The 22964-nt window shown below is 63.4% G+C and carries 23 protein-coding genes; 17 read left to right on the top strand and 6 right to left on the bottom strand.

Annotated elements, in window-relative coordinates; genetic code table 11:
* Positions 1–10: 10 nt before the first annotated feature.
* Positions 11–364: a DUF3040 domain-containing protein gene (locus QMG25_RS09995; RefSeq protein WP_283459837.1), complete on the bottom strand. Its 354-nt coding sequence runs from the start codon at positions 362–364 to the stop codon at positions 11–13.
* A gap of 705 nt (positions 365–1069) precedes the next feature.
* Between QMG25_RS09995 and QMG25_RS09990 the strand changes: the two genes are divergently transcribed.
* From QMG25_RS09990 to QMG25_RS09950, 9 genes are all read left to right on the top strand, one after another.
* Entirely contained in the window at positions 1070–1864 is a 795-nt protein-coding gene (locus QMG25_RS09990) for a GAF and ANTAR domain-containing protein (protein WP_283459835.1), read from the top strand.
* A gap of 380 nt (positions 1865–2244) precedes the next feature.
* Positions 2245–2658: a hypothetical protein gene (locus QMG25_RS09985; RefSeq protein WP_283459833.1), complete on the top strand. Its 414-nt coding sequence runs from the start codon at positions 2245–2247 to the stop codon at positions 2656–2658.
* Positions 2659–2819: 161 nt separating this feature from the next.
* Positions 2820–3281 carry a hypothetical protein gene (locus tag QMG25_RS09980; protein ID WP_283459831.1) on the top strand — a complete coding sequence of 154 codons (462 nt, stop codon included), beginning with the start codon at positions 2820–2822 and terminating at the stop codon, positions 3279–3281.
* Between the two features lie 152 nt (positions 3282–3433).
* Complete coding sequence (gene gnd, locus QMG25_RS09975; RefSeq protein WP_283459829.1) at positions 3434–4453, top strand: phosphogluconate dehydrogenase (NAD(+)-dependent, decarboxylating); 1020 nt, start codon at positions 3434–3436, stop codon at positions 4451–4453.
* 18 nt (positions 4454–4471) lie between these two features.
* Complete coding sequence (locus QMG25_RS09970; protein WP_283459827.1) at positions 4472–5146, top strand: HAD family hydrolase; 675 nt, start codon at positions 4472–4474, stop codon at positions 5144–5146.
* Between the two features lie 30 nt (positions 5147–5176).
* Complete coding sequence (pgi, locus tag QMG25_RS09965; RefSeq protein ID WP_283459825.1) at positions 5177–6868, top strand: glucose-6-phosphate isomerase; 1692 nt, start codon at positions 5177–5179, stop codon at positions 6866–6868.
* Positions 6869–6878: 10 nt separating this feature from the next.
* Positions 6879–7532 (top strand): uracil-DNA glycosylase family protein, encoded by a 654-nt coding sequence (locus QMG25_RS09960; protein ID WP_283459823.1) that lies wholly within the window; start codon positions 6879–6881, stop codon positions 7530–7532.
* 135 nt (positions 7533–7667) lie between these two features.
* The gene (locus QMG25_RS09955; protein ID WP_283459821.1) at positions 7668–8030 is read left to right on the top strand and encodes a carboxymuconolactone decarboxylase family protein; all 363 of its coding nucleotides are present in this window, start codon (positions 7668–7670) and stop codon (positions 8028–8030) included.
* Between the two features lie 144 nt (positions 8031–8174).
* A complete protein-coding gene (locus QMG25_RS09950; protein ID WP_283459820.1) occupies positions 8175–9194 on the top strand; it encodes a zinc-dependent alcohol dehydrogenase family protein in 1020 nt (339 codons plus the stop codon).
* Positions 9195–9240: 46 nt separating this feature from the next.
* Here QMG25_RS09950 and QMG25_RS09945 read toward each other — a convergent pair whose 3' ends face one another.
* On the bottom strand, positions 9241–9753 hold the full coding sequence (locus QMG25_RS09945) for a VOC family protein (protein ID WP_283459818.1): 513 nt from the start codon (positions 9751–9753) through the stop codon (positions 9241–9243).
* A 55-nt stretch (positions 9754–9808) separates the two neighbouring features.
* On the opposite strand from QMG25_RS09945, the gene QMG25_RS09940 reads away from it, so the two are divergent.
* Positions 9809–10462, top strand: a complete 654-nt coding sequence (locus tag QMG25_RS09940) for a TetR/AcrR family transcriptional regulator (RefSeq protein ID WP_283459816.1) — start codon at positions 9809–9811, stop codon at positions 10460–10462.
* Between the two features lie 170 nt (positions 10463–10632).
* Here the strand turns inward: QMG25_RS09940 and QMG25_RS09935 are convergent, their stop codons facing one another.
* Positions 10633–10869 (bottom strand): hypothetical protein, encoded by a 237-nt coding sequence (locus QMG25_RS09935; RefSeq protein ID WP_283459814.1) that lies wholly within the window; start codon positions 10867–10869, stop codon positions 10633–10635.
* Positions 10870–11014: 145 nt separating this feature from the next.
* On the opposite strand from QMG25_RS09935, the gene QMG25_RS09930 reads away from it, so the two are divergent.
* Positions 11015–11794, top strand: coding sequence for an AAA family ATPase (locus QMG25_RS09930; protein ID WP_283459812.1), 780 nt, complete (start codon positions 11015–11017; stop codon positions 11792–11794).
* 34 nt (positions 11795–11828) lie between these two features.
* Positions 11829–13943: a LuxR C-terminal-related transcriptional regulator gene (locus tag QMG25_RS09925; RefSeq protein WP_283459810.1), complete on the top strand. Its 2115-nt coding sequence runs from the start codon at positions 11829–11831 to the stop codon at positions 13941–13943.
* A 13-nt stretch (positions 13944–13956) separates the two neighbouring features.
* Here the strand turns inward: QMG25_RS09925 and QMG25_RS09920 are convergent, their stop codons facing one another.
* Positions 13957–15555 (bottom strand): HD domain-containing phosphohydrolase, encoded by a 1599-nt coding sequence (locus QMG25_RS09920; protein WP_283459808.1) that lies wholly within the window; start codon positions 15553–15555, stop codon positions 13957–13959.
* A 114-nt stretch (positions 15556–15669) separates the two neighbouring features.
* Positions 15670–16386 (bottom strand): hypothetical protein, encoded by a 717-nt coding sequence (locus tag QMG25_RS09915; RefSeq protein ID WP_283459805.1) that lies wholly within the window; start codon positions 16384–16386, stop codon positions 15670–15672.
* A 189-nt stretch (positions 16387–16575) separates the two neighbouring features.
* Between QMG25_RS09915 and QMG25_RS09910 the strand changes: the two genes are divergently transcribed.
* Positions 16576–17136, top strand: coding sequence for a carboxymuconolactone decarboxylase family protein (locus tag QMG25_RS09910; RefSeq protein WP_283459802.1), 561 nt, complete (start codon positions 16576–16578; stop codon positions 17134–17136).
* 46 nt (positions 17137–17182) lie between these two features.
* Here QMG25_RS09910 and QMG25_RS09905 read toward each other — a convergent pair whose 3' ends face one another.
* A complete protein-coding gene (locus tag QMG25_RS09905) occupies positions 17183–18514 on the bottom strand; it encodes an FG-GAP-like repeat-containing protein (protein WP_283459800.1) in 1332 nt (443 codons plus the stop codon).
* A gap of 636 nt (positions 18515–19150) precedes the next feature.
* Between QMG25_RS09905 and QMG25_RS09900 the strand changes: the two genes are divergently transcribed.
* The 4 genes from QMG25_RS09900 (at position 19151) to QMG25_RS09885 (ending at position 22963) form a co-directional block, all read left to right on the top strand.
* Positions 19151–20590 carry a winged helix-turn-helix domain-containing protein gene (locus tag QMG25_RS09900; RefSeq protein ID WP_283459799.1) on the top strand — a complete coding sequence of 480 codons (1440 nt, stop codon included), beginning with the start codon at positions 19151–19153 and terminating at the stop codon, positions 20588–20590.
* On the top strand, positions 20568–21893 hold the full coding sequence (locus QMG25_RS09895) for a LuxR C-terminal-related transcriptional regulator (protein WP_283459797.1): 1326 nt from the start codon (positions 20568–20570) through the stop codon (positions 21891–21893). Before QMG25_RS09900 ends, QMG25_RS09895 begins: the two co-directional genes overlap by 23 nt.
* A 126-nt stretch (positions 21894–22019) precedes the next feature.
* On the top strand, positions 22020–22706 hold the full coding sequence (locus QMG25_RS09890) for a hypothetical protein (RefSeq protein ID WP_283459795.1): 687 nt from the start codon (positions 22020–22022) through the stop codon (positions 22704–22706).
* A 41-nt stretch (positions 22707–22747) separates the two neighbouring features.
* Complete coding sequence (locus QMG25_RS09885) at positions 22748–22963, top strand: hypothetical protein (RefSeq protein ID WP_283459793.1); 216 nt, start codon at positions 22748–22750, stop codon at positions 22961–22963.
* Position 22964: the final 1 nt, after the last annotated feature.

The following is a 22964-nucleotide window of genomic DNA, read 5'->3' as shown; positions in this document are numbered from 1 at the left end:
GGGGGCGAGGTTAGTGGTCTTGCCGTTTCTTGTCCCGGTGTCCTTTGCGAACGTTGCTGAAAGCGGTGAAAAACCGGCCCTGTGGCACGGTTCCGGCTGAGGGCTTCCCTGTGCTCCCTGCGTAGTACGCCCCGCCAATCATGATGAGGAAACCTGCCACTCCCAAGGGGACGGCTTCCAGGCCCACCCCGAACAGGAGAAGAACCACCCCTGCCAGCGCCAGCAGCACGCCCCAACTCATCCGCCTTGTGGGCCGGGCATGGACGGGGCGGGGACCCAGCGACCTCGCAAACTTTGGATCCTCGGCATCAAGCTGCCTTCCCAGCTCATCCAGAACCCTCTTCTCATGCTCCGACAGTGACATGTTGCTCTCCTTCACACAGGATCGAAACGGACCCAGACAGCAGGGAAGATGGACGTCCGCGGAACGCGTTTGCGCAGGCTTCGCGTGATGATGCCAATGGGCCGTTTGAGGGGGTCCGAACCCAGCCATGGGCATCGTGCAGGGGCTGGGAGTGTTCATCCCCGAGGGTCGGGTGTAAGACGTGGCTGGCCGCGCAACCCGACAACGGAGATGGTGCCACCGGAGCTGTCATCGCTCCTTGAGCAAGCATGTCTGACGTTTGATCCATGGGATCGGTCCCCACCACTAGTGTGCAGCAAGACACCGCCGGGTCCAGGGCAGGGGCGCTATTTGGAGCGCCTACTTAATTACTTTAGTCCCGTCGGCGGGCCGGGTAAACATGCACTTCGTTCTTATTGAGGGGGCTGTGCCAGTTGCTGTTGGCGGTATGCTCATTGCGGTAGTCGCCCTTGGGGAATTTTCACCCAAGTCAAGCGCTTGTCGGCCAGGTGGGCGCCGTGTGGGGACACGGGATCGAATCGTCGCGGTGGGGTTTCGCCTCTCACCAGAAAGGGTTGAGATGTCGGCAGGCGGGCAATCCGGATTCTTGCAGAGCTGCTGGCGCCTGCTTCAGATTCCAGTCTCGACGGACCACCATGCATCGACTCCTCCGTGTCGAGACGGCGTGTTCTGCCAACGCGATCTTGGCAATTTCGATGCCGTTGATTGACGGAGGCCACGCAAACACCAAGGATTGAACAATCGAGACTGCCGACGGTGATTGAAAGGGTATTTGCCATGACACGCTTGGGGCATTTGGGCGAAGTATTCGTTGAGCTGGCTGACACACTTGTCAAGGACTTCGATGTTGTTGATTTTCTGCACAACGTCACGGTGCGCAGCGTGGAGCTGCTGGAAGTTGACGCGGCTGGATTGATGCTCGCCAATCAACGCGGTGCCCTGACAATAATGGCCACTTCGGATGATCGTGCGCAGACCCTTGAACTCTTTCAGCTTCAGCATGACCAGGGCCCCTGCTTAGACAGTTTCAGCACGGGCAACGCGATCGTCAACATCGATCTTGAATGCGAGCAGGTCAAGTGGCCACGTTTTGCGGCGGCTGCCTGCGCCGCCGGATTCAGTTATTCACATGCCCTTCCCCTGCGGTTGCGAGACGAAGTAATTGGTGCACTTAACCTGTTCTGCACCGCCCGCGTCCCGTTGACTCAAGCCGACATAACCTTGGCGCAAGCCTTGGCCGATGTCGCCACCATTGGATTGTTGCAGGAACGCTCCGTAAGAGAGCAATCGGTGCTGGCCGAGCAACTTCAAAGTGCGCTCAATAGCAGGGTCTTGATTGAACAGGCAAAAGGGGTGTTGGCCGGAAGAACCAGTTTGGACGTGACGGAGGCGTTCAGGCTGATGCGTTCGCATGCTCGCACAAATGGCCTCGGATTGAGTGCAGTCGCCGCCTCGGTCATCAACGGAACCATCGATGCGCAGGCGCTCCTCAACCACTGAGCCGGAGCCTTGTGTGGCTAACACGCCAAGAACAAAGTTTTGGCGGGATTCATCGTGCTGCACCATTCAGAGTCCATGCGGCCATGCTGCGTGCCCTGTTGGCTTGGAGCGCCACTGCGGTGCACGTTGATCCAGCAGTGAAGCCTGCACAGCCGCACCCCTGCCGCGCTGATACTGGACGGCCGAGGCACCGGGAGGGATGGAGCAATGGAGAAGCATCAGCGTGGCGGGGTTTCGCAACGGTGCGTCCGTGGTTACAGTGAGAGCAGGAACCGCCTTTTATGCGGAAGCGACAGTGCCAGCGGGCGTCCTTGCTTCCGCGGCGATCCTGCAAGAGCACAATGCAGAAGCACGGAAAACGTTCAGGCAAGGAGTCATTGATGAAAGCAAAATTAGCCTTCGTAGCAGGTCTGGCCGTTGGATACGTGGTGGGCACCCGCGTGGGACGCCGCGGCTATGAGAGCCTGAAGAAGAATGCGCGGGCCGTCTGGGAGATGGACACCGTTCAGGAGACCGTCCAGAACTTGGAAGGCTCCATCAAGGACGAAGCGAAGGAGCTGGGCTCCCGTTTGGTGGACAAGGTGTCCGGTGGCGGCCAATCCGCCGACGACACGTCCGAGTCGGGAAAATCAAGCGGTGCGGAATCGGGGCGCAGAGCCTCGCGTGACAAGCCTTCCACGGCCGCCGGGCAGAATACTCTCCCCGATGTGGAGTCCGACCCGGCCTTGAACAGTGAAGTGGGCCAGGATTGGGCCGACGAAGGCGGAGCCCTGCCTTCCGGTCCGGCAACTTAACCAAGGCGCATTGGCCAAGGCGCATTGACCAATGCATGGACGGCGGCCAAAGCGCGGACGGCCGGAAACCGCACCCACTTTCCGACCATCCCGGCAGTTCCCTATTCCCACTTCCCGTTTCCCGGGCACCAAGTAGCGTGACAACGATCAAGGAGAAGTTCATGAGCAACGATGCGACGAGCAACGATCGGGCCGACAACAAGAACCAAAAGTCCGTACCGGCAGAATCCGGCTACGGGTCCCCTGCCCCGGAGGATGAAATGCCTCCCGCAGACAGCAACAATCCAGGTTCGCCGGACCCCACGCTCCGCGGACAGGAGACGGACGCAGAAGCCCTGGATGCAGATGCCAGCTTGGGTGTGCCCGACAGGAACTTCCTGCAGGACGAAGAGACTGGAAGCGACGGTGAACCCGGTGCCGGGGCCTTGGGCGGAACCGAGGACCAGTTGCACGCCGAAATGGACGAGTCCGACGCCGATGCAGCACACGTGGACCCCGCCGATGAATCCCCCTTGGAGGCACCTTCAACCGACGCCCCGCTGGACGAAGGCAACGCCGGCCCCACGCGCTCGGGCCGTGACTCCTTCTCCTCCGAATCCGACGACGACGCATCAGGGCGCTAACGCACGGACCGGAGCCCTCCGGTCAAGCAAGCACGAACGTTGAGGCGGGGACCTGACCGGCAGAGTCCGGCTCCGGGGAGACTGCCATCCAGCGCCGGACGTGATCGAGCACACCTGGAACCCGCCCAGGAGCAGAGGCAAGGAAAAGCGCAATGCAAATAGGAATGATCGGTCTCGGCAGGATGGGGGCCAACTTGGTGCGACGGCTGGCCCGCGACGGGCACGAATGCGTCGCCTACGACCCCGACCCCAAAGCCGTCAAGGCCCTCTCGGGCGAAGGAATCACCGGAGTGGGTTCGATGGACGAGCTGGTCCAGGGGCTGGCAGCACCCCGGGCGGTGTGGGTGATGGTGCCTGCCGGGGAAATCACCACTTCCGTGATCGAGCAGCTGGCCGGTGCACTGGATGCAGGCGACACCGTTGTTGATGGTGGAAATTCCTATTACCGCGACGACATCCGCCATGCGAGCAAGCTTGCCGAGCACGGCATCCGGCTGCTGGACTGCGGGACCAGCGGCGGGGTGTGGGGACTGGAGCGAGGATATTCGCTGATGATTGGCGGAGACGACGACGCCTTCGCCCAAGTGGAACCGGTGTTTGCGTCCGTGGCACCCGGCGTGGAGGCGGCCGAGCGCACCCCGGGACGCGACGGAGAGGTGGCGCCGTCGGAGAAGGGCTACCTGCACTGCGGACCCACCGGTGCCGGACACTTTGTAAAAATGGTCCACAACGGCATCGAATACGGAATGATGGGCGCCATCGCGGAGGGCCTGAACATCCTGCACAAGGCCAACATCGGTTCGGAGACGCACCAAGGGGATGCCGAAACCGCTCCCATGGAGAACCCGGAGTATTACCGCTACGACATCGATCTTGCCGAAGTGGCAGAGGTCTGGCGGCGCGGCAGCGTCATCGGTTCCTGGCTGGTCGACTTGAATGCGGCTGCGTTGGCCAAATCACCGGACTTGGCCGACTACGCCGGCCGGGTTTCGGACTCCGGCGAAGGACGCTGGACGGCCATTGCCGCCATTGAAGAGGGAGTCCCGGCGCCCATCCTCGGTGCGGCGCTGGACTCGCGGTTCTCCTCCCGCCATCTGGATGAGTTCGCGGACCGGGCATTGTCCGCCATGCGCAAGCAGTTCGGCGGGCACGACGAGAAACCATCCGACTGAAGACGAGGGTCCACAACCATGGCACAACCACTAGCGGTGCTGTTCGACATTGATGAAACCCTGGTGCACACAGGCGGCTCCGGGGCACGGAGCTGGACCTGGGCCTTTGAGCAACTCCATGGGGTGTCCGCCGACATAGGCGAACACAGCTCCGCCGGGGAGACCGATCCCCAAGTGGGCAGGGCAACGTTCAAGGCCGTGCTGGGCCGGGACCCCGGCCATGCGGAAATGAGCCGGCTGTACTCGAAGTATCTCTGGCACCTCTCCGAGGACATCTGGACCGCGGACGGATACCGGGTGCTGGACGGTGCCACGGACCTGCTGGGCCGGCTTTCCGATGCGGGAGTGATTCTGGGAGTGATCTCCGGTGCCATGGAGGGCGCTGCTCGGATGAAGATGGAACCGGGCAACCTCAACCGGTACTTCGTCTTCGGCGCCTATGGCTCGGACTCCCCCGACAGGACGGAAGTGACAAGGCTCGCCATCGCCAAGGCCTCACGGCTGCATGGCCGGTCCTTGGCACCCCGGGAGGTGTTCGTCGTCGGCGACACACCGCACGACGTCGATTCTGCCCGCGCAGCCGGCGCCACCGCCGTCGGGGTTGCCACGGGCCACTACGCAGCCGAGGATCTGCAGGCAGCCGAGGCCGACCACGTGCTGCGATCCCTCACCGAACCATTCCCGGAATTTTAATCACACCCCCCTATCATCAGGAGCAAAACGATGTCGACACCAGCCCCGGACAACGGCACGCACGGCAGCCCCGCAGCATCACGCGCCGAGCCGCGGAGCCGCAAGGACCTTCCAGCGTGGCGGAAGCTGGAGGAGCATGCCGACCGGATGGGCGAGACAACGCTGCGCGTACTCTTTGACTCCGACCCGGAACGCGCCTCCGCGTTCGCCGTCGAGGACCTCGGGATGTACGCCGACTTCGCCAAAAACCGCATCAACGCCGAAACGCTGGCACTGCTGGCGGAGCTGGCGGAACAGTGCGGCCTGAAGGAAAAGATTGACGCCATGTTCAGCGGCGAAAAGATCAACGTCTCAGAAGACCGCGCCGTGCTGCACACCGCCTTGCGTGCCTCGCGCCAAACAACTATCGAGTTGGACGGCCACGATGTGGTGCCCGAGGTCCACGAGGTGCTGGAGAAGATGGCAGGTTTCGCCACCGCAGTTCGCAGCGGGCAGTGGAAGGGCCACACCGGCCAACGAATCCGCAACGTCATCAACATCGGCATCGGCGGCTCGGACCTGGGCCCCCGGATGGCATACCAGGCACTGCACCCGTTCACCGACCGGGACCTGCGGCTGGAGTTCGTTTCCAACATTGACGGTGCCGAATTTGCCGAAACGACCCACGGCCTGGACCCGGCCGAGACACTGTTCATTGTCAGTTCAAAGAGTTGGCGCACCTTGGAGACGCTCACCAATGCCGCCACCGCGCGCGAGTGGACGCTGGCCGCGTTCGACGGCGACGCCTCCGCCGTCGCCCGGCACTTCGTAGCTGTGTCCACCAACACCGAAGGCGTCACGGAGTTTGGCATCGATTCGGCGAACATGTTCGGCTTCTGGGATTGGGTGGGCGGACGGTACTCGGTGGATTCCGCCGTCGGGCTCTCCCTGATGGTGGGGATCGGGCCGGAGAACTTCACCGAGATGCTGGGTGGTTTCCACGACGTTGACGAGCACTTCCGCACCACGCCGCTGGAACGCAATATTCCGGCGCTGATGGGACTGATCTCCGTCTGGTACAACAATTTTATGGGTGCACAATCCCAGGCCGTGCTCCCCTACAGCAACTACCTTTCCCACCTGCCGGCGTACCTGCAGCAGCTGGAGATGGAAAGCAACGGCAAGCACGTCACCCTCGACGGTGCACAGGTGGACTACCAGACCGGCCAGATCATTTGGGGCCAGCCGGGCACCAATGGCCAGCACGCGTTCTACCAACTCCTCCACCAGGGAACCAAGCTGATCCCGTGCGACTTCATCGCCGTCGTCGAACCCTTTAGCCATTTGGAGCACCAGCACGATCTGCTGAACGCCAGCGTGTTCGCCCAAACCGAGGGGCTGGCCTTTGGCCGTTCCGAGCAGGAACTGCGCGACGCCGGCTCGCCCGAGGAACAAATCCCGCACCGCGTCTGCAAAGGAAACCAGCCCACCACCACGCTGCTGCTTGACCGGCTGGACCCGCGTAGCCTGGGCACGCTGATTGCGCTGTACGAGCACAAGGTCTTCACCGAAGGCGTGGTGTGGGATGTGGACTCCTTTGACCAGTGGGGCGTGGAACTGGGCAAGCTGCTCGCGGACACCATCGCCGGGGAACTCACCGCGGAGCACGTGGCGTCCATGGACCACGACGGCTCCACCACCGAACTCATCCGCCGCTACCGCACGGGCCGGGGACGCGGGTGAGACCCTGGGTGTGAACTCCAGCTCCATTGAATCCTTCATCGAGCAGCTGGCCGCCGCCAATCCCGGGCCGAATAGCTTCAACCCGTTTGACGGTGCCGGGGACAACAACGCCCTGCGACGGCTGAACCTGGAAAAGTACCTGCGCAAGATGGCGGACCGCGAGCCCAAGGTGCTGCTCCTGGGCGAGGCTCCCGGCTACCGGGGCATGCGCATCACCGGCGTGCCTTTCACCGACCGCAGGTTCCTGCTCGGGAACGGTTCCAGCTGCTTCGGCCTCTTCGGGCCGGATGAGGGCTACGCGGCTCCGTCGGACCTGCCCACCATCATGAACGAGCCAACCGCAGCCGTGATGTGGCGGACGCTGACGGACTTGGACTTCCTTCCGCTGCTCTGGAGCGCTTACCCCTTCCACCCGCACCGCGCGGGCCTGCCGTTGACCAATCGCGCCCCCACTGCGGCCCAGTGTGCCGCCGGCCGTTTGCACTGGCAGGCCCTGGCGGAGCTGTTCGCCATCAAGTCCATCGTCGCCGTGGGCAACGTCGCGCAACGCAGCATCGTTCTCGGTGGCGGATCGGCACCCAAGGTGCGGCACCCTGCCCATGGGGGAAACGTGAAATTCAAGGAGGGATTGGTAGAGCTGCTGGTCGGCGGCATCAATGACTGACGATGCATCAATAGCCGGCGGGCAAAGCAATTTGCCGGGAGCCGCCAGTTTAACTTGCCGGTGACAACGAACTTCGTAAGATGGGAAATGGACGTCTCACTGCTGTGGCGTCCGCGCAAAGGAAAGGATGAACCGATGTCAGAGGATCTCTACCCCCAAGCAACTCCAGAGGTGGCACAACGCCGCAAAGAGCTTTCGCCGAGTGCCACAGAGGCTTTCGAGAACTTCTCCAAGGCGGTCTTCGCCGAAGGGGCCCTGGACGAACGGACCAAGCAGCTGATCGCCGTCGCGGTGGCACACGTGACTCAGTGCCCCTACTGCATCACCGGGCACAGCAAGATGGCCAAACGGAAGGGGGCAAGCGCCGAGCAGATCATGGAGGCCATCTGGGTGGCGGCAGAAATGCGGGCCGGCGGCGCGTATGCCCACTCCACGCTCGCGCTCAACGCCATCGGTGAAGTGCCCCACGAGCCCGGGCCCCACGTCCACAGCGTGTAGACGCCGGACAGCCTGACGGACACGCTGCGGGTCAATGCCCGCAGCGTCTCCCCCGGTGAGGCCACGAGGACAAGAGGACAAGAGCCCAGGGGGGTAGTGTTCTTGTCCTGACAGAAAAAATCTACTGCAAGGAGCAGACCCACCATGCGCGGAGTCATCATGCACGCCCCCGGCGATGTGCGCGTCGCCGAACGAGAGCACCCCACCATCATCGAACCCACCGATGCGATCATCCGCGTCACGGCGTCGTGCGTGTGCGGGTCCGACCTCTGGCCCTACAGGGGTGCAGATGAGGCAGCGGACGCGCCCATGGGCCACGAATACGTCGGTGTGGTCGAAGAAATTGGCCCCGACGTCAAAACCGTCAAGCCCGGCGACTTCGTGGTGGGCTCCTTCATGGCTTCGGACAACACGTGTGAAATCTGCCAGGCTGGATACCAGTCCCGCTGCGTCCATGTTTATCCCATGGGAGGCATCGGTACCCAGGCCGAATTTGCTCGCATCCCGCACGCCGACGGCACCCTCGTGGCGACGCCCGGGATGCCCGATGCGGACTTGATCCCGTCCTTGTTGGCGGCCTCGGATGTTTTGGGCACCGGCTGGTTCGCGGCCGTCGCCGCCGAGGTTGGACCAGGCAAAACTGTCGCCGTTGTTGGAGACGGGGCCGTTGGCCTCCTGGGAATCCTGTCCGCCAAGCAGCTTGGCGCCGAACGGATCATCGCGATGTCGCGCCACGCCGACCGGCAGTCGCTGGCACGCGAGTTCGGTGCCACCGACATTGTCGCAGAACGCGGGGAAGCGGGCGTTGCGAAAATCAAGGAACTCACCGGCGGTCTCGGAGCCCACTCGGTGATCGAGGCCGTTGGCACCCAAGAGTCCATGTTGCAGGCCATGCGCTCTGCCCGCCCTGGCGGTCACGTCGGCTTTGTCGGCGTCTCACATGACGTTGAGCTTCCCGGCAAGGAACTGTTTTCCGCAACGATCCACCTGCACGGTGGGCCGGCGCCCGTGCGTCGCTTCCTTCCCGAACTCATCGCGCTGATTTGGGATCGCAAAATCAACCCTGGAAAAGTCTTCGACCTCACGCTGCCCCTGCACGAGGCAGCCGAGGCTTACAAAGCCATGGACGAACGGCGCGCCATCAAGGTGCTCCTGCAGCCATAACCGGGTTCAGCAGCCGCCGAGGGAACGACGAGCTGTGCCGTGCCGTTCACGGCGTCCCACGCCTTGGGCTTTGGGACGCGGCCAGATCGGCACGCCACAGCTTCTCATTGGCCTGGGCGCTCGCAACGGCGTCGTCGATGACCAATGGCGAAGCCGTGTCGATCTCGGTGTGGGATTCCATCGAGTAGAAGCGAATCTCGTGGCCGTCGGGGTCGTGCAGCATCGGCAGGATCCATCCGATCGTGGCGAAGTGAACCCCGGCATGTTTTTCACCAAGGCTGCTGAGGTGGGTCGCCAATGCCTCGATCCTTTCCCGGTCTGGCACTCCTATCGAGAAGTAGTCGAATCCTGCCGACGCAAGCGCCCGGTCCGGCTTCAGGTTCAGCGCGAAGTCGGGCCCGCCGTCGGGATGCGCCATTGCGACGCCAGTGAGTCGGCCGTGTTCGCGGAACTCGATGACAACGTGATAGCCGAGCCGAGAGCCGTACCAACGGATGGACTGGTCCAAATCTGAGACGGGCAGCTTGAGGTGGTGCACCCCGGATAGTGTCGGAATCATCGCAAAACCTCTCTAACTACAGTTCAACTGCATCTATACAGTTATACTGCAACTTATGAGTGAAAACGTCAAGCGGCAATCCCAGCCCACTCCAGACCTGAGAGCCATGCGGGTGGCCCGGACCGAGGCCCGGCTCATCGAGGCCGCCGGTGCGCTTTTTCTCGATCAGGGTTACGTTGCCACCACTCTTGCGCAGATCGCCGAGCACGCCGGAGTCGCTGCCCGCACCGTCTACATCCGTTTCGGGACGAAAGCAGCCCTTTTCAAGCGTGTGGTGGACCACGCCCTCGTGGGAGACGCAGAGCCAATCGATCTCGCCCACCGCGCCCGGACGCACGACGCGATGACAGCCGATACCTTGGCCGAACGGATTGCGAGCTTCGCCGACCTCTCAGTGGGCATCGCGGGCCGTGCAGGGGCTCTGTTCGAAGTGGCCGCCCAGGCTGAGGGTCTCGAACGGGAGCTCGCCGAAGCCGCCCAGGCCGGACGCCGCGCCACCAGCGGGCTGTGCAGGTCGTTCTGGGACGATGCTGCCGCCGATGGCCTCATCACGGAGGACTTCAACCCTGAACGCCTCGCTATCCTCACTGATGTGCTGCTCTGCGCAGACACCATCGTGCACCTTCGCAGGACCCACGGCTGGTCTGCCTCCGCGCACCGGTCGCTCATCACCGACACGCTGACCGCACTTACACATCCCCGCGCATGACAGCCGTCCGGTGGCCTCCCCAGCCGGACGAAAAAGTTTCCGTTTCCCTGTGGGGCGGAGGTCGCGGCGCCGTAAATGCGACTGGCCCGGGAGCGACTTTCCACGGCATTCAAACCCTCGTCCGTCCGGCGGCGGCCTTGGCGCGCCCCGCCGGACGGGCGTCGGATTGCTTAGCTCTCCGGGACCCAAGACGGGGCAGCGGCCCCTGCGCCGGTGAGAGCGTCGCAGCGGACAAATTGAGTTCCGATCCTGGTCTGCTTGCAGTGTTGGTTGGTTACAACCGTCACCGTGCCTTCCAGTGTTCCGGGATCCTGGCGAGCATTTGCCGTGGCTGGGACGGTGAGGGACATCAGCAGGGCTGCGACTGCAATGCTCGCCGGACGCAATGCCCGATGTGTTGCATTCATGGTCTTGCCTTTCATTGAGTGTCTTTTGCGATACCTCTACAGTCCTCCCCGGACCGCCCTCGACGCATCGGGGCTTCCCCCTCAGAAATCCAACAAAAGCCCTCAGATTCCCTCCCTTCTGGCACAGCTGTGGGAAACTTGTAAAGTGAGCCAAAACGTGGAGGCGATTGATCCCGACCTCGTGGGGCGGGCGACGGAACTGGCTGCAGCAGGCGCCTTTCTGGCCAGCGTCTGCACCGGGACGGCAGGAACGCTGGTGGTCTCCGGGGACCCCGGCGTCGGAAAGACGGCACTCGTGCAACGCGCCTGCGCTTCCCTTCACTCCCCGGCCTGGGTTCTCGCCGGGGCTTGTCTGCCGTTGGCGTCAATGACGGTCCCGTTCTTGGCCCTCCGATCGGCATTTCGCCGGGCCCCACAGTTCGACGGCGTTGCTTACCCCACGCTGAGAACTGCCGGTGAGGCGTCCCATGACGTGCCGGGCAGGATTGACGACTGGCTGGACGAGCTCTGCTTGCTCCGGCCGGTGGTGCTGGTGATTGACGATCTGCAATGGGCGGACCAGAGCACCCTGGATGTACTGATGTACCTCATCGCCGGGCCACCCGAACGGCGCCTGGGCATCGTCGCCACCTTGCGCAGTGGCGAAGTCGGCGAGGGCCACCCATTGCAGCGCTGGCTCGCCGACATCCGGCGCATGCCTCGAATCCATTGGATGGCACTGGGACCTTTGGACCGCTTGGACACCGGAGCCCAAGTCTCACATCTACTGGGCGCTCCCCCGCACCAGACCTTGCTGCAGGAGATCTTCACCCACACCGCAGGAAACGCCTACCTGAACCGCCTGCTGGTTTCGGGCATTCCTCCGGAGGCCCGGCACCTGCCTCCGAAGCTGCCCCTGGACCTGAGAGCTGCGGTCCTGGCGTAGCCTCTCCCCCGAAGCCCGGCAGCTCACCGCGCTCATGGCTGTTGGTGGCCGGCCACTACGCGCTCAGGATCTCGCCGCCGTCGCACATCCACAAAGAAGCCAGGAGAACGTCCTCGCGCTCCTGAAAGAGGCAGCCGATGCGGGTATCGCGGAGTGCGGCGCGGACGGAACGCACTGGTGGTTTCACCATCCGCTGATCGTCGAGATCCTCGAGCAGGAGCAGGACGCGGACGGGCGGCAAAGCTGGCACGCAGCCTTCGCCGCCCACCAGCAGGACCAGATCAACGCTGAGAATACACCGAACTTTGAGTCACTGGTGGCGCTGGCGGATCACTATTACAGCGCAGGTCACACAGCCGATGCTTACCGGTGGGCCCTGCGCGCTTCCACTGCTGCGGGGGATGCCGGAGGTGCGGCAGAGATGCTGCGCCTGCTCCGCCGCGCCGTCGCTCTTCGTAAAGCTGTGCCAGAGGCGCATGAAAGCGAGCTGGAGTTGTGGTCCAGGCTGCGCGCTGCCGCAGAGACGACTGGGGCACTGGAGGAGGAACTGACCGCGGTACAGGAACTGCTGGCAAGGATCGACGTCGGCGCCCAGCCATTGGATGCAGCCGAACTGCTGGTGCGCCGGACGCACCTGCTCTTTTCCACGGGACGGTCCTTTATGACCGTCGAAGACATGCGCGAGGCCCTCCGGCACGCCAGCGCAGACCAGTCCAGCTGGCAATATGCACTGGCACTGGCTGAACTTGCCCACGTCGAGCTGTGGAAAGACAAGCCCGACGCCGGAAGCCACGCAACCCGAGCGCTCACCATTGCCCGCGCTGCTGGCAACCCCCGCGCACTTTCTTACGCACTCACGGCAAATGTCATGGCCTCGGTGATCAAAGGCAACTCACTGTCGGCCCTGGCTTGGGGGCTCGAGGCCATGGCGGCCGCTGCGCAGGCTCGGGACTTTTGGGCCTTTGTCCACGCCGCGATGTGGCATGCCAATGCCACCGAGACGTGGACCAGCGAGCAGTTCGCCAACCTCATGCACAAGGCGCGGCAACAGCTGGCGACGGTCGGGGCGCCGCACGTCTATATCGCGAAAATCGCCGCACAAGAGGGGGACAGCTATTTGGCCATCGGCCGCTGGCGAGGATGTGAGCAGGCCCTGCGAGTGGCACTGGGATCGGACCCCGGCACCATCGGCGATGTTGCCGCCCGGTTGTCGGCCGCGCGTCTAGCCCTCTGGCAGGGCCGTCAGGTGGAGGCTCAGGCGCACCTTGCCCGGGCGGAAGAGCTCTACGCACATACTTCCGACTTCATCAATATGAACTTCGATGCCATCCGCGCCGAGGTCTGGCTGGGGGCCGGAAACCCCGAGGCCGCCTACGCTGCCGCCATGAATGGCGCCACCGCCACTGGCATGAAGCCGACCATGTGCGAATGGCTCATTCCCCTTGCGGCCCGATCCCTCGCCGACCGCATCCAGCATGCCCACGATGCTTCCGCCCCCGCGGACGGCATCATGGTACTCGTTGACGAGCTCGTGCGTCGCTTTCCGGCCGCACTCCGGGAACCTGGCGACGGCACCGAATTATATGACCTGCAGGTTACAGCCTTCAACCAGCTCTACATCGCCGAGGTGGGCCGCGCCCGCAACAGCGCCAACAATGCCAAGGACTGGACCTGCGCCGCCGACGCCTGCCGAGCAGCCACGCTTCCGTGGGAAGAGGCCTACTCCTGCTGGCGGACCGTGGCATCGCTGCTGTTGCACGGACACGGCCAACGCGAGCAGGCCAAGTCCTTCCTGCGGCGCGGCCTGGTGCTCGCCGAGGACCTTCATGCCGAGTCCATTCGGACGCAGCTGGTTGCATTTGCTGCCCGGGCCCGGATCAACATCACCCTTCCGGCTGCAGGGACACCACAGGGCGCCCACGCCGAGCTGCCGGGACTCACACCGCGGGAACGGGAAATTCTTCACTACGTTGTCGCCGGACGAACCTATAGTGAAATTGCACGGGCCCTGGTGATCAGCGAGAAAACGGTGAGCTCACACATCTCCAACCTGTTGCGTAAAACGGGAACCTCGAATCGGCTGGACCTCTCGCGTCTGGCGACCCTGCCAGCCAGTGGCACAGCTGGGGGAATCCCGGGCGTTGGCTGACAGATGGTGATCTTCAGAATCCCGCGTCCGCTTCGTTCAGCGGCGCGGCCAAGCCGTGCTGGAGCGCATAGAGGCTCGCTCCGACCCGGTTGCTCGCCCCGACCTTCGTGTAGGTTCGTTCAACGTGGTTGCGGACGGTTTTTTCACTCAGGAACAACCGGCGGGCGATCTCGCGGTTGGAGTATCCGCGGGAGACCAGTCCCAGGACCTCGCGTTCGCGTGAGGTAAGCAGGTCATCTCGCCGGAGCCGGAGCCTGGGCGTGGGCGTGCGGTGCCCAGCGACGCTGAGGATCGCTTCCACACAATCGGGATCGAGCAACCCGGACGCACTCCGGCCCAGCAACCGCTTCTTCGCCTGCTCGGGGTTCATCGCTTCGCGGTACGGCCGTGGCTCCAACGCCGACTGGTAGGCCACAGCTGCGGCGAGGATACGCTCGCTGCGCCCGAGCATCGAACCCACGGCCCCGCGCTGGTACCCGGTGCCGTCGAGATGCTCATGGTGCGCACGGGCTACGGTGCGCACATCGGCCAGCCCGGGGATCCGGTCCAGAACACGCTCGGTCAGGTAGGGGTGCAGCCGCACCCGCTCCCACTCCGAGGGACTCAGCTCGCCGGGCTTGGACCACACTTGGTTGGAGACCCCGAGCCTGCCGAGGTCATGCAGATGTCCCGCCTGTTGGAGCGTGCGGATCTCCGCGGCACCCAGGCCCAGCTGCTTGCCGGCCGACGCCGAGAGTGTCGCCACTGCCCGTGAGTGGCCCAGCGTGAACGGGCACTTGAGATCGACGAAGTCGCCGATCGCGCAGACCAGCCGGTCGAAGTCGCCGTTGTTCATCCGCACCTCCGGGTCGGGCGCGTGGCCGAGGGCTTCCTCCCACACATCCCCGTGCGGAGAGGCGGCAAAGATCCCTTCAGGGGAGGCTAGCACGGCGTCGACCACGGCGGGGTCGAAGTGGCCTCCGCGCCTGCTGCGAGCCATCGCCGTCACCGCGTCCAGTCCGTACATCCGGTGGTGCACCTCGGCCGTGTCGGCGAACTGCGCGATCCTCATCTCGATGGGGATCATGTCCCCTGAAGCACCGACCGGCAGCCCTTCGCCGTCGTACCGTTCGAAGGTGTAGGCGAGTGCGTTGGCAACCTCCTGTGACAGGCCGATGTGCGCAGCCAGGACTGCCGCCGATGCGCAGTGCGAATGAATCAGTTTCGCCAGCTGTCCGCGGGCGTCCCGGAAGAGCGTGCCCATCACCTTCAGCCGCTGCGGCAGCGGTTCACCCTTGCCGACATTGCCAAGCAGGAAAAACATGTAGGGCAGGCCGGACCAGTCGACCAGATAGGATTCGCGCCGGACCGCGATGTCGTCACCGAACCAGCGGGCGTACTCTTGGGAGTCGGCGTGGCAACCGATCCACATCACCAACGTGGCGTAGTAGACGGTGCGCAGCTGCTCACGATCCAACCCGAGCCGGTCGGCAAGCCGACAGGCGATCGTTGCCGAGCGAAGCATGTGCTCAGCGGGTTGGCCCAGGCCCAGATCGATCGCGACGGAAAGCCCTGCCAGTACTTCGACCCGGCGGGGATGATCTTCGCCGCCGTTTTTCGCCGGACTCGTCATGATTCATTTTACGCCCGTGCAACTCCACTGGGAGTTCGAAGTTCATCAAAGTTCTCCTGCAGCGTCCGGGTCCAGACCACACTTCCAGGGCCCCGTTGAAGTTTGTTTCCGCGTTCAGCCATTCACGGGCGCAGTGGCCGCCGAGGCGGTGAACCGTGCCTGGCCAACGAAGAACAGGCCCCGCTGGGGAAGCCAAAAGTCGCCAAGCCGGGATTGTTCGGCCAACGGACCCAGGGCACCCAGACTGGTTCCGTCCAACTCGGCGTCTCCGTCAATGACTCGCCACACTTGAAGTGGCGCTGCTTTGAAGCCTTGGCCGTTGGGGGTGCGTCCGTGCAGCCGGACCCGCCCGGAGCGCAGGACACCGCCCGCCATCGGTCCCATCGAGCCCAGCACAGCGTCACTGTTCCAGGCACGCTGCGGCATCACGGCGCCCATCGTCGTCATGGCACGGGTCGCCGATGTCGCCTTCAGAGCTAGCCGCCACGAGAGGCGGGTGCCCATGGTGGCGTGGACCCTCCAATCGTCCCGCCAGCTGACCACTATCGAGGGGACTTGTTCGACCTCGGCCACCGAGCCGAAGTAGCGAGGACAACTAACAGCCGGATCTGCTGTCGTGAAGGTAGTCCACCGTCCGGTCGGATCTCGATGCCAGATCGACCGGCACGCCGTACCAAGTGAGCTCGCCAGCATGTCCCGAAGGACTAGATAGTGCCCGCTGGCGTAGGGCACTCCCATCACCCCGTACCCGGTGAATCGTTCGTCGGCCCCTTGGACGAGTCGTGGGCCGGCTGCAGCTGCAGTGACTGATTGTCGTGGTGTAGTTTTCATGTCCCCAGTATCGTTCCGGAATCTGCACCGTGGCGTGAGGCATCCGCCTCAATTCCTGGAATGCCTGCTGGCTTGCCCAAGTTCAATGAAGCAACTGTTCAGTGCAGCAACTGTTCAGTGCAGCAACTCGCCCTACCGGCGGGAACCGGATGGTGAAACAATTGTGGGAGAACGCAAGGAGGATCTTCCATGTCCATCATCAACACCCCCGACGAATCCGACGATGGCGTGGCCGACCTGTATGGCCCCGAGTTGGAAGACCTTGGTTACGTGCCGAGCCACACCCGCAAGATGGCCGCCAATCCCGAGGCTTTCCGTGCCTTCCAGCAGCTGATGCGCACCATTGTGTCGCAGCTTGGCGAACGCCGATTCGAGCTCGCGACGCTGGCCGCCGCGGACGCTGTGGGCTCACAGTCGTGCCGGCACGCCCACGGGCGCAAGTCGCTGAAGCTATTCGAGGAGGAGCAGCTGGAGCGCATCGTCCGCGACTACCACGACGCATCCCTCAGCGAAGCGGACGTTGCGCTGATGGACTTCGCCACGAAGCTCAGCAAGGACTCGTCGTCGATGACGGACGCAGACAGTCTGCGGCTAAGGAAGGCAGGGTTCACTGACCGCGAGATCGTCGACATCGCCCTCGCGGCATCCGCACGCAACTACTTGAGCCGCGCCCTGCAGGCGCTCGCCGTCGAGGTCGATGTTCCACCCGGACTCAGCCTGACTCTCAAAGACGCACTCACTTCGAAGTGACCCTGAATGAGCAGGGCAGACTGGTCTCGAGCCATACCCGATGGAGCTAGAAAGCCGTGTTGATGGCAGTCCAGCCGTTCCCCACCTGGACTCGGGCAACCCACGTTCCTTGTGCAGTGCGCGGGTACAGCCAGAGTGCGCCATTGGAGTCGTACCCCAGAACATCTGTTGTCCCATCCCCGTTGAAGTCACCGGGGCTCATCAGTGACGGTAGGGAATTCCAGCCGTTTCCTATGAGTACTCGCGAATTCCAACCACCCGCAACCTTTCGTGGATACAGCCACAACAGGCCCGTGGCGCGTTCACGTGCCAAAATGTCAACCGTCCCATCGCCGTTGAAGTCACCGGGTCCCAGCAACGTGTTGAATATGCCCCAGCCGACACCCACAAGAACTGGAGGGAGCCAACCGCTGCGTCCATTGCCCGGGTACAGCCACAGCCTTCCCGTCGCCGTTTCACGCGCCAACACGTCAACCCTTTGATCACCGTTGAAGTCTCCGGGCCCCACAAGGGAGTCGAACCCGATCCAGCCGTGCCCTATTTGAAGAGGAGGCAACCATCCGCCCTTGCCATTGCCTCGGTAGAGCCACAACAGGCCTGTGGCTGGAACCCGAGCGATCACGTCGCCATAGCCGTCACCGGAGAAATCGCCAACCGTCTCCAGCACATTGAAACCACCCCAACCCGTTCCAATAGTCGCAGCCTGCCCGAACGTGCCGCGGCCCGTTCCCGGATACAGGCGCAGCTCATTCGTCGTTGCCACCCGGCCCAGAACGTCATTGTTCCAGTCACCGTTGAAATCCGCAGTGGAGCCGGGCAAGACCGAACCCGGCATCGGAAGCGCCAACATCGCATAGTTTGAACACGTGATGTCGTAGTCGCGAACATCGTCATACCACTGGGACAAGTAGACCCGACCGCCGGAGAAACTCGGCTGCACGCAGCGGTCTTGAGCCTCCGTGGGGTAGTCCAGGCGACCTGCGGTGGCCCAGACCGGCACACCCGGGAGGTGCCAGGAACCAGTGATGGACTGCCAACCGCTGGCATAGGAGTACAAACCGTAGGAGTAGCCAGCATCCCGCAGCGCCCGCATCATCCCTTCAACAATGTGACGATTTTCACGCTGCGCAGCAGCGCTCGCAGTGGGCCATGGCTGGGCGGGGCGTGGTTCGACGTCGATCCAGACCATGGCGGGGCGGAAACGGTTCCGGGCCATGCTGGCCACGGCGGATGATGCCTCGGCATAACCGACATTGGATAGTTGACCGGCCCTGGTAGTTGCAGACCACGGACCCTTCGAACGGTAGTTCAGAAGTTGCGCTGCGGTGGGGAAGGCCGCCATGGCGTACGCATGGGCAACTTTTGAGTGAGTCCGCACCCACGTGAGTTGGCTGCCCAAGCACGGATTCTCTGTAAACGGCAGACCCTGAGTCAAACCAAGAACAACAAATTGTGTTGTAGTGGGTGGCATCGGCAAGCCGTACCCTCCAACCGCGGGGGAACATTGAGGCCAAGAAATATCATGTCCTGAAAGTGGTGTGGCTTGGGCTGGTGTTGCCGCGACGAGGACACTCATGATCAGTCCGAGGGCGACAATCATGCTTTGTATCAGAACCCGGGCTGGCACCTGCGCCATCGGGGATCGCCGCTGACGTCTGGTTCCGCCGTAATATCGGTGCATGATGTCACTTTCCACACTTAGTTAACCACTTGCGGGCGCTGTGCGCCAGATGTCTTTTTGACCATGCCCTGAGCTACCAAGATCTGGATTTTTTACGATCAGTCCGGGTTGGGAAGCTCATCGTGAATGGCATCCACACTGCATGGCATTCACCCTGCAAAGTCGGCGGCAAAGCTGAACACGGCACCCACTCCCACCTTGAGTTTGAAGGCATCGTTCGGCTGCCCTTTCCGAGCTCAGTATCCAGTGCCGCGGGCGGGCTGGGGAGCGATAAACTTGTGTCAGTGACGTGCACACCATTCTCTGCAGTGTGTGCGCAGGAATGGGACATCCATGACACCTCAGGTGATTGCAAGCAAGCTGTTCATTCCCACGCTGAAGCACGGCTTCGTTCCTCGCCCAAGGATTGGTGGGCCGCTGCACCAGGGAGCTGAATCACGGCTGACGCTGCTCTCCGCACCGGCGGGGTTCGGCAAGACGACTCTCCTGACCCAGTGGCTGCACCAGACAGCTGGCGAAGACCGTAGGGTGGCGTGGCTCTCGCTCGAGTCCTCAGACAGTGATCCTGGGGTATTTTTCACGTGCGTCGTGGCCGCACTCCAAGCGGTGGTGCCAAGCCTTGACCCGTCGTCGCTTGACCAACTGGCGGCTTCGCCCTTGCAAATGGAGCGAGTACTCACCACCGTGCTGAACGAGCTCGCCGCGGTGACGCATGAGGTGTGGCTGGTGCTCGATGATTACCATTTGGCCGATGGCCGCGAGGTCGGCGAGGGCATGACTTTCCTGCTGGAACACCTTCCGCCACACGTGCACGTCGCCATCAGCACCCGTGCTGACCCCGAGCTGCCTCTCTCCAAGTGGCGCGTGCGTGGGGAACTGGTTGAAATCCGTGCTGCGGAGCTCCGCTTCACCACCGAGGAGACCGCTGACTACTTCAAGGCCGTGCCGGGACTGGATTTGACCGCGGAGGAGATCACAGTCCTCTCTCAACGAACGGAAGGGTGGATTGCCGCACTTCAGCTCGCTGGGCTCTCGCTTCAGGGACGCACGGACGTTGCAAGTTTCATCTCCCGGTTCGACGGGGATGACAGGTACGTCCTGGACTACCTCCTCGAGGAGGTGCTGGCCCATCAACCTGAGCAGGTCCGCAGTTTCCTTCTGCAGTCATCAGTTCTGGATCGGCTGACCGGTTCACTGTGTGATGCCGTGACCTACCGGGCCGATGGCAGCGGCACGCTCTTGGCCTTGGAGCGCGCCAACCTGTTCCTCATCCCGCTGGACGACCGGCGAGAGTGGTATCGCTACCACCGCCTCTTTGCCGATGTGCTTCGGGCACGCCTGCGCAGCGAGCAGCCTGAGCAGGTTCCGCTGCTGCATCAACGTGCCAGTTGCTGGCACGAACAGCATGGCATGACTCATGGCGCAATAGAACACGCTTTGGCCGCACTGGACCTTGACCGCGCCGCGCACCTCATGGAGCTGGCCGCTTCCCGGATCCGGCGCAACCGGCAAGATGCCCTGTTCCTGGGCTGGCTGAGGGTACTGCCCGAGGCCGTCATTCGGCACAGTCCTGTACTCAGCGTTTTCCAGGCATTCAGTCTCATGGCTTCCGGCAAGCTCGAGAGCGTTGAACCCCGGCTCCGGGATGCCGAGCACGCCATGGCTGGCGCACAGCAGGGGCACCTCCCCCTGGTCCGACATCGAAGAGTTCCAGACGTTGCCGGCGACCATCGCCATCTACCGTGCCTCCGTGGCGCAGGCGCGAGGCGATGAAGCCGAGACGATGAAGCAGGCGCAACACGCACTGGCGCTTGCCGGTCCGGGCGATCACCTGGTTCGGGGTGCAGCGTCCGGTTTTCTGGGCCTCGCCGCTTGGTCTCGGGGCGAGATTTCAGCGGCGCTGGCGACGTTCACCCAGGCCGTGGCAAGCCTGCATAAAGCCGGCAACCTGGTCGACGAGCTGGGCAGCACCGTGGTGCTCGCGGACTTGTGGCTTGCCGCAGGCCGCCCTGGCAAGGCCCGAAGGATCATGCTGCCCGCGCTAAAAACAGCCCAGGGGCAGGGTAGAACCGCAGACCGGGCGGCGGCTGAGCTGCACGTGGGGCTGAGCGAGATCGACTGCGAGGCGGGAAATCTTGGTGGCGCCCGGCTGCACCTTGAGACCGTCGCCGCCTTGCAGGAACGCACCCCATCGACTGAGAGCCGCTACCGGTGGTTTGTTGCAAGCGGGCTGCTCGCCCGTGCTGAGGGGGCTCCGGAGCGGGCCGTTGAGCTGTTGGAGCAGGCGGAACCGCTCTACCGGCTCGGGTTCTTTCCGGAAGTACGCCCAATCCCGGCCATGACGGCACGGATCTGGATCGCGCAGGGCAGGCTTCTCGATGCCGAGGACTGGGCACACGCTCGGGGAGTGTCCGTCACTGACAGGGCGAGTTATCCGAGGGAGTTCGACCACCTCACTTTGGTGCGCCTGTATATCGCCCAGCACCGGGCGCATCCCGGCTCTGACATTGCCGTGGCCGCCGGTGACTTGCTGGACCGGTTGTTCGACGCCGCCCGGGCTTCCGGACGTGCCGGAAGCCTGGTGGAGATCCGCATGCTTCAGGCCCTGCTACATGAGGTGCAAGGACACCGGCCCCAGGCTCGACAAGCATGGTGGCTCACGCTCGCAGAAGCACCCGAACCCGGTGAGTTGGTGCGGCTCTTCCTTAACGAGGGCGTCCCCATGACGGCACTGCTGCGCGATGTAACCAACGACGCCGGGCACGACACCGGTCCCGCCGGTGAGCACACCCTCCGCTTGCTCCGTCTGGCAGCTTCGGCCACAGCCGTAGCCGACGGTTCAGTGCCGGGCCAGGGGCCGACGTCTTCCGCCGGCCTGCTGAGCGAACGGGAGCTGCAGGTGCTGCGACTCCTCGGCGGCGGGCTGAGCGGTCCGGAGATCGCCGACGCGCTATTCGTCTCGTACAACACCCTGCGCTCCCACACGAAGCACATCTTCACCAAGCTCGAGGTTGGCAACCGCAGGGCCGCCGTCCGCCAAGCACGCGAACGCGGCCTGTTCTCACTCCGCCTGTAACCTCTGGGGTCAGGGATCTCACCCCGTCATTCACATCATTGGGTGATGCCGTTTCACCCTGCGGCTTCCTACATTTGAGTTATCCCCCGGCGCCCCGCCGCGGACACTGCGAAACCAGGAGTCGACATGTCCATCACCACCTCCACGCTCATCCGCACGGCCGGACTCAGCGCCGTCGCAGCAGGACTGCTGTTCATCGGCATCCAGATCAACCACCCGCACCTGGATGCCACCTTCGCCACCACCGCCGAGTACACGATCAGGCAGTCCTTGAAGATTTTGATGGCCGTGCTCTCGCTCATCGGTATCACCGGAATGTATCTGCCGCACGTGAAGAAGACGGGTGTGCTTGGCCTCCTCGGCTATCTGGTTTTCGGCGCCGGCTACCTAATCATGATGAGCGTGGAAGTCATTGGGGCCGTGGTTATTCCCGCTATCGCGAGCAGTGCGCCCGGCTACGTCAATGACGTTTTCGCCGTAGCCACCGGCGGCTACCCAGCAGGCGACATAGGCTTGTTGCTGCCCCTCAACACGGCTTTGGGCTTGACGTACATCGCAGGCGGCGTCCTATTCGGGATCGCACTCTTGCGCGCCAACGTCCTTGCCCGGTGGGCTGCGGCCGTCTTGGCCGCCGGCACTGCCGCCACCATGGCGATCCCGCTGCTGCCGATGGTCAATGAGAGGTTGTTCGCCCTACCGACCGGTGTGGCCCTGATTGGGCTCGGCTACTCATTGTGGCGCCGGAGGAGTTCTTCCGCTGTTTCCATGACGCAGGCAGCTGATACGGCGCTTGACCCGGCTGGCACCAAATGAGCACGGAGGCGCTTTCCTGGCCGGACACGACAGGAACGTGGGTGCCATTCGCACTTATCGCGCCGATCCTACTCCCCGCCATGGCAGGCTCCTTCCAGCTGCTGAAGCTGTCCGGCGGCCCGCACCTGATGCCCACGAATCCGCAGCTGACAGCCTCGCCGATTCCCGTCATCGTGCACATCACCAGCGCCATCAGCTGCGCCGTCCTTGGCGCCGTCCAATTCTCCCCGGGCTTTCGTCACCGCCACCCGAAATGAC

Source organism: Arthrobacter sp. H35-D1 (assembly GCF_030063185.1).
GTDB lineage: Bacteria > Actinomycetota > Actinomycetes > Actinomycetales > Micrococcaceae > Specibacter.
This window is presented reverse-complemented; position numbering and strand designations above follow the sequence as displayed.

Bases quoted from the DNA above. Each gene is read 5' to 3' on its own strand.
- QMG25_RS09995 (WP_283459837.1), bottom strand. From the start codon at position 364: ATGTCACTGTCGGAGCATGAGAAGAGGGTTCTGGATGAGCTGGGAAGG.
- QMG25_RS09985 (WP_283459833.1), top strand. From the start codon at position 2,245: ATGAAAGCAAAATTAGCCTTCGTAGCAGGTCTGGCCGTTGGATACGTG.
- QMG25_RS09980 (WP_283459831.1), top strand. From the start codon at position 2,820: ATGAGCAACGATGCGACGAGCAACGATCGGGCCGACAACAAGAACCAA.
- gnd (WP_283459829.1), top strand. From the start codon at position 3,434: ATGCAAATAGGAATGATCGGTCTCGGCAGGATGGGGGCCAACTTGGTG.
- QMG25_RS09970 (WP_283459827.1), top strand. From the start codon at position 4,472: ATGGCACAACCACTAGCGGTGCTGTTCGACATTGATGAAACCCTGGTG.
- pgi (WP_283459825.1), top strand. From the start codon at position 5,177: ATGTCGACACCAGCCCCGGACAACGGCACGCACGGCAGCCCCGCAGCA.
- QMG25_RS09955 (WP_283459821.1), top strand. From the start codon at position 7,668: ATGTCAGAGGATCTCTACCCCCAAGCAACTCCAGAGGTGGCACAACGC.
- QMG25_RS09950 (WP_283459820.1), top strand. From the start codon at position 8,175: ATGCGCGGAGTCATCATGCACGCCCCCGGCGATGTGCGCGTCGCCGAA.
- QMG25_RS09945 (WP_283459818.1), bottom strand. From the start codon at position 9,753: ATGATTCCGACACTATCCGGGGTGCACCACCTCAAGCTGCCCGTCTCA.
- QMG25_RS09940 (WP_283459816.1), top strand. From the start codon at position 9,809: ATGAGTGAAAACGTCAAGCGGCAATCCCAGCCCACTCCAGACCTGAGA.
- QMG25_RS09935 (WP_283459814.1), bottom strand. From the start codon at position 10,869: ATGAATGCAACACATCGGGCATTGCGTCCGGCGAGCATTGCAGTCGCA.
- QMG25_RS09925 (WP_283459810.1), top strand. From the start codon at position 11,829: ATGGCTGTTGGTGGCCGGCCACTACGCGCTCAGGATCTCGCCGCCGTC.
- QMG25_RS09920 (WP_283459808.1), bottom strand. From the start codon at position 15,555: ATGACGAGTCCGGCGAAAAACGGCGGCGAAGATCATCCCCGCCGGGTC.
- QMG25_RS09915 (WP_283459805.1), bottom strand. From the start codon at position 16,386: ATGAAAACTACACCACGACAATCAGTCACTGCAGCTGCAGCCGGCCCA.
- QMG25_RS09910 (WP_283459802.1), top strand. From the start codon at position 16,576: ATGTCCATCATCAACACCCCCGACGAATCCGACGATGGCGTGGCCGAC.
- QMG25_RS09900 (WP_283459799.1), top strand. From the start codon at position 19,151: ATGACACCTCAGGTGATTGCAAGCAAGCTGTTCATTCCCACGCTGAAG.
- QMG25_RS09890 (WP_283459795.1), top strand. From the start codon at position 22,020: ATGTCCATCACCACCTCCACGCTCATCCGCACGGCCGGACTCAGCGCC.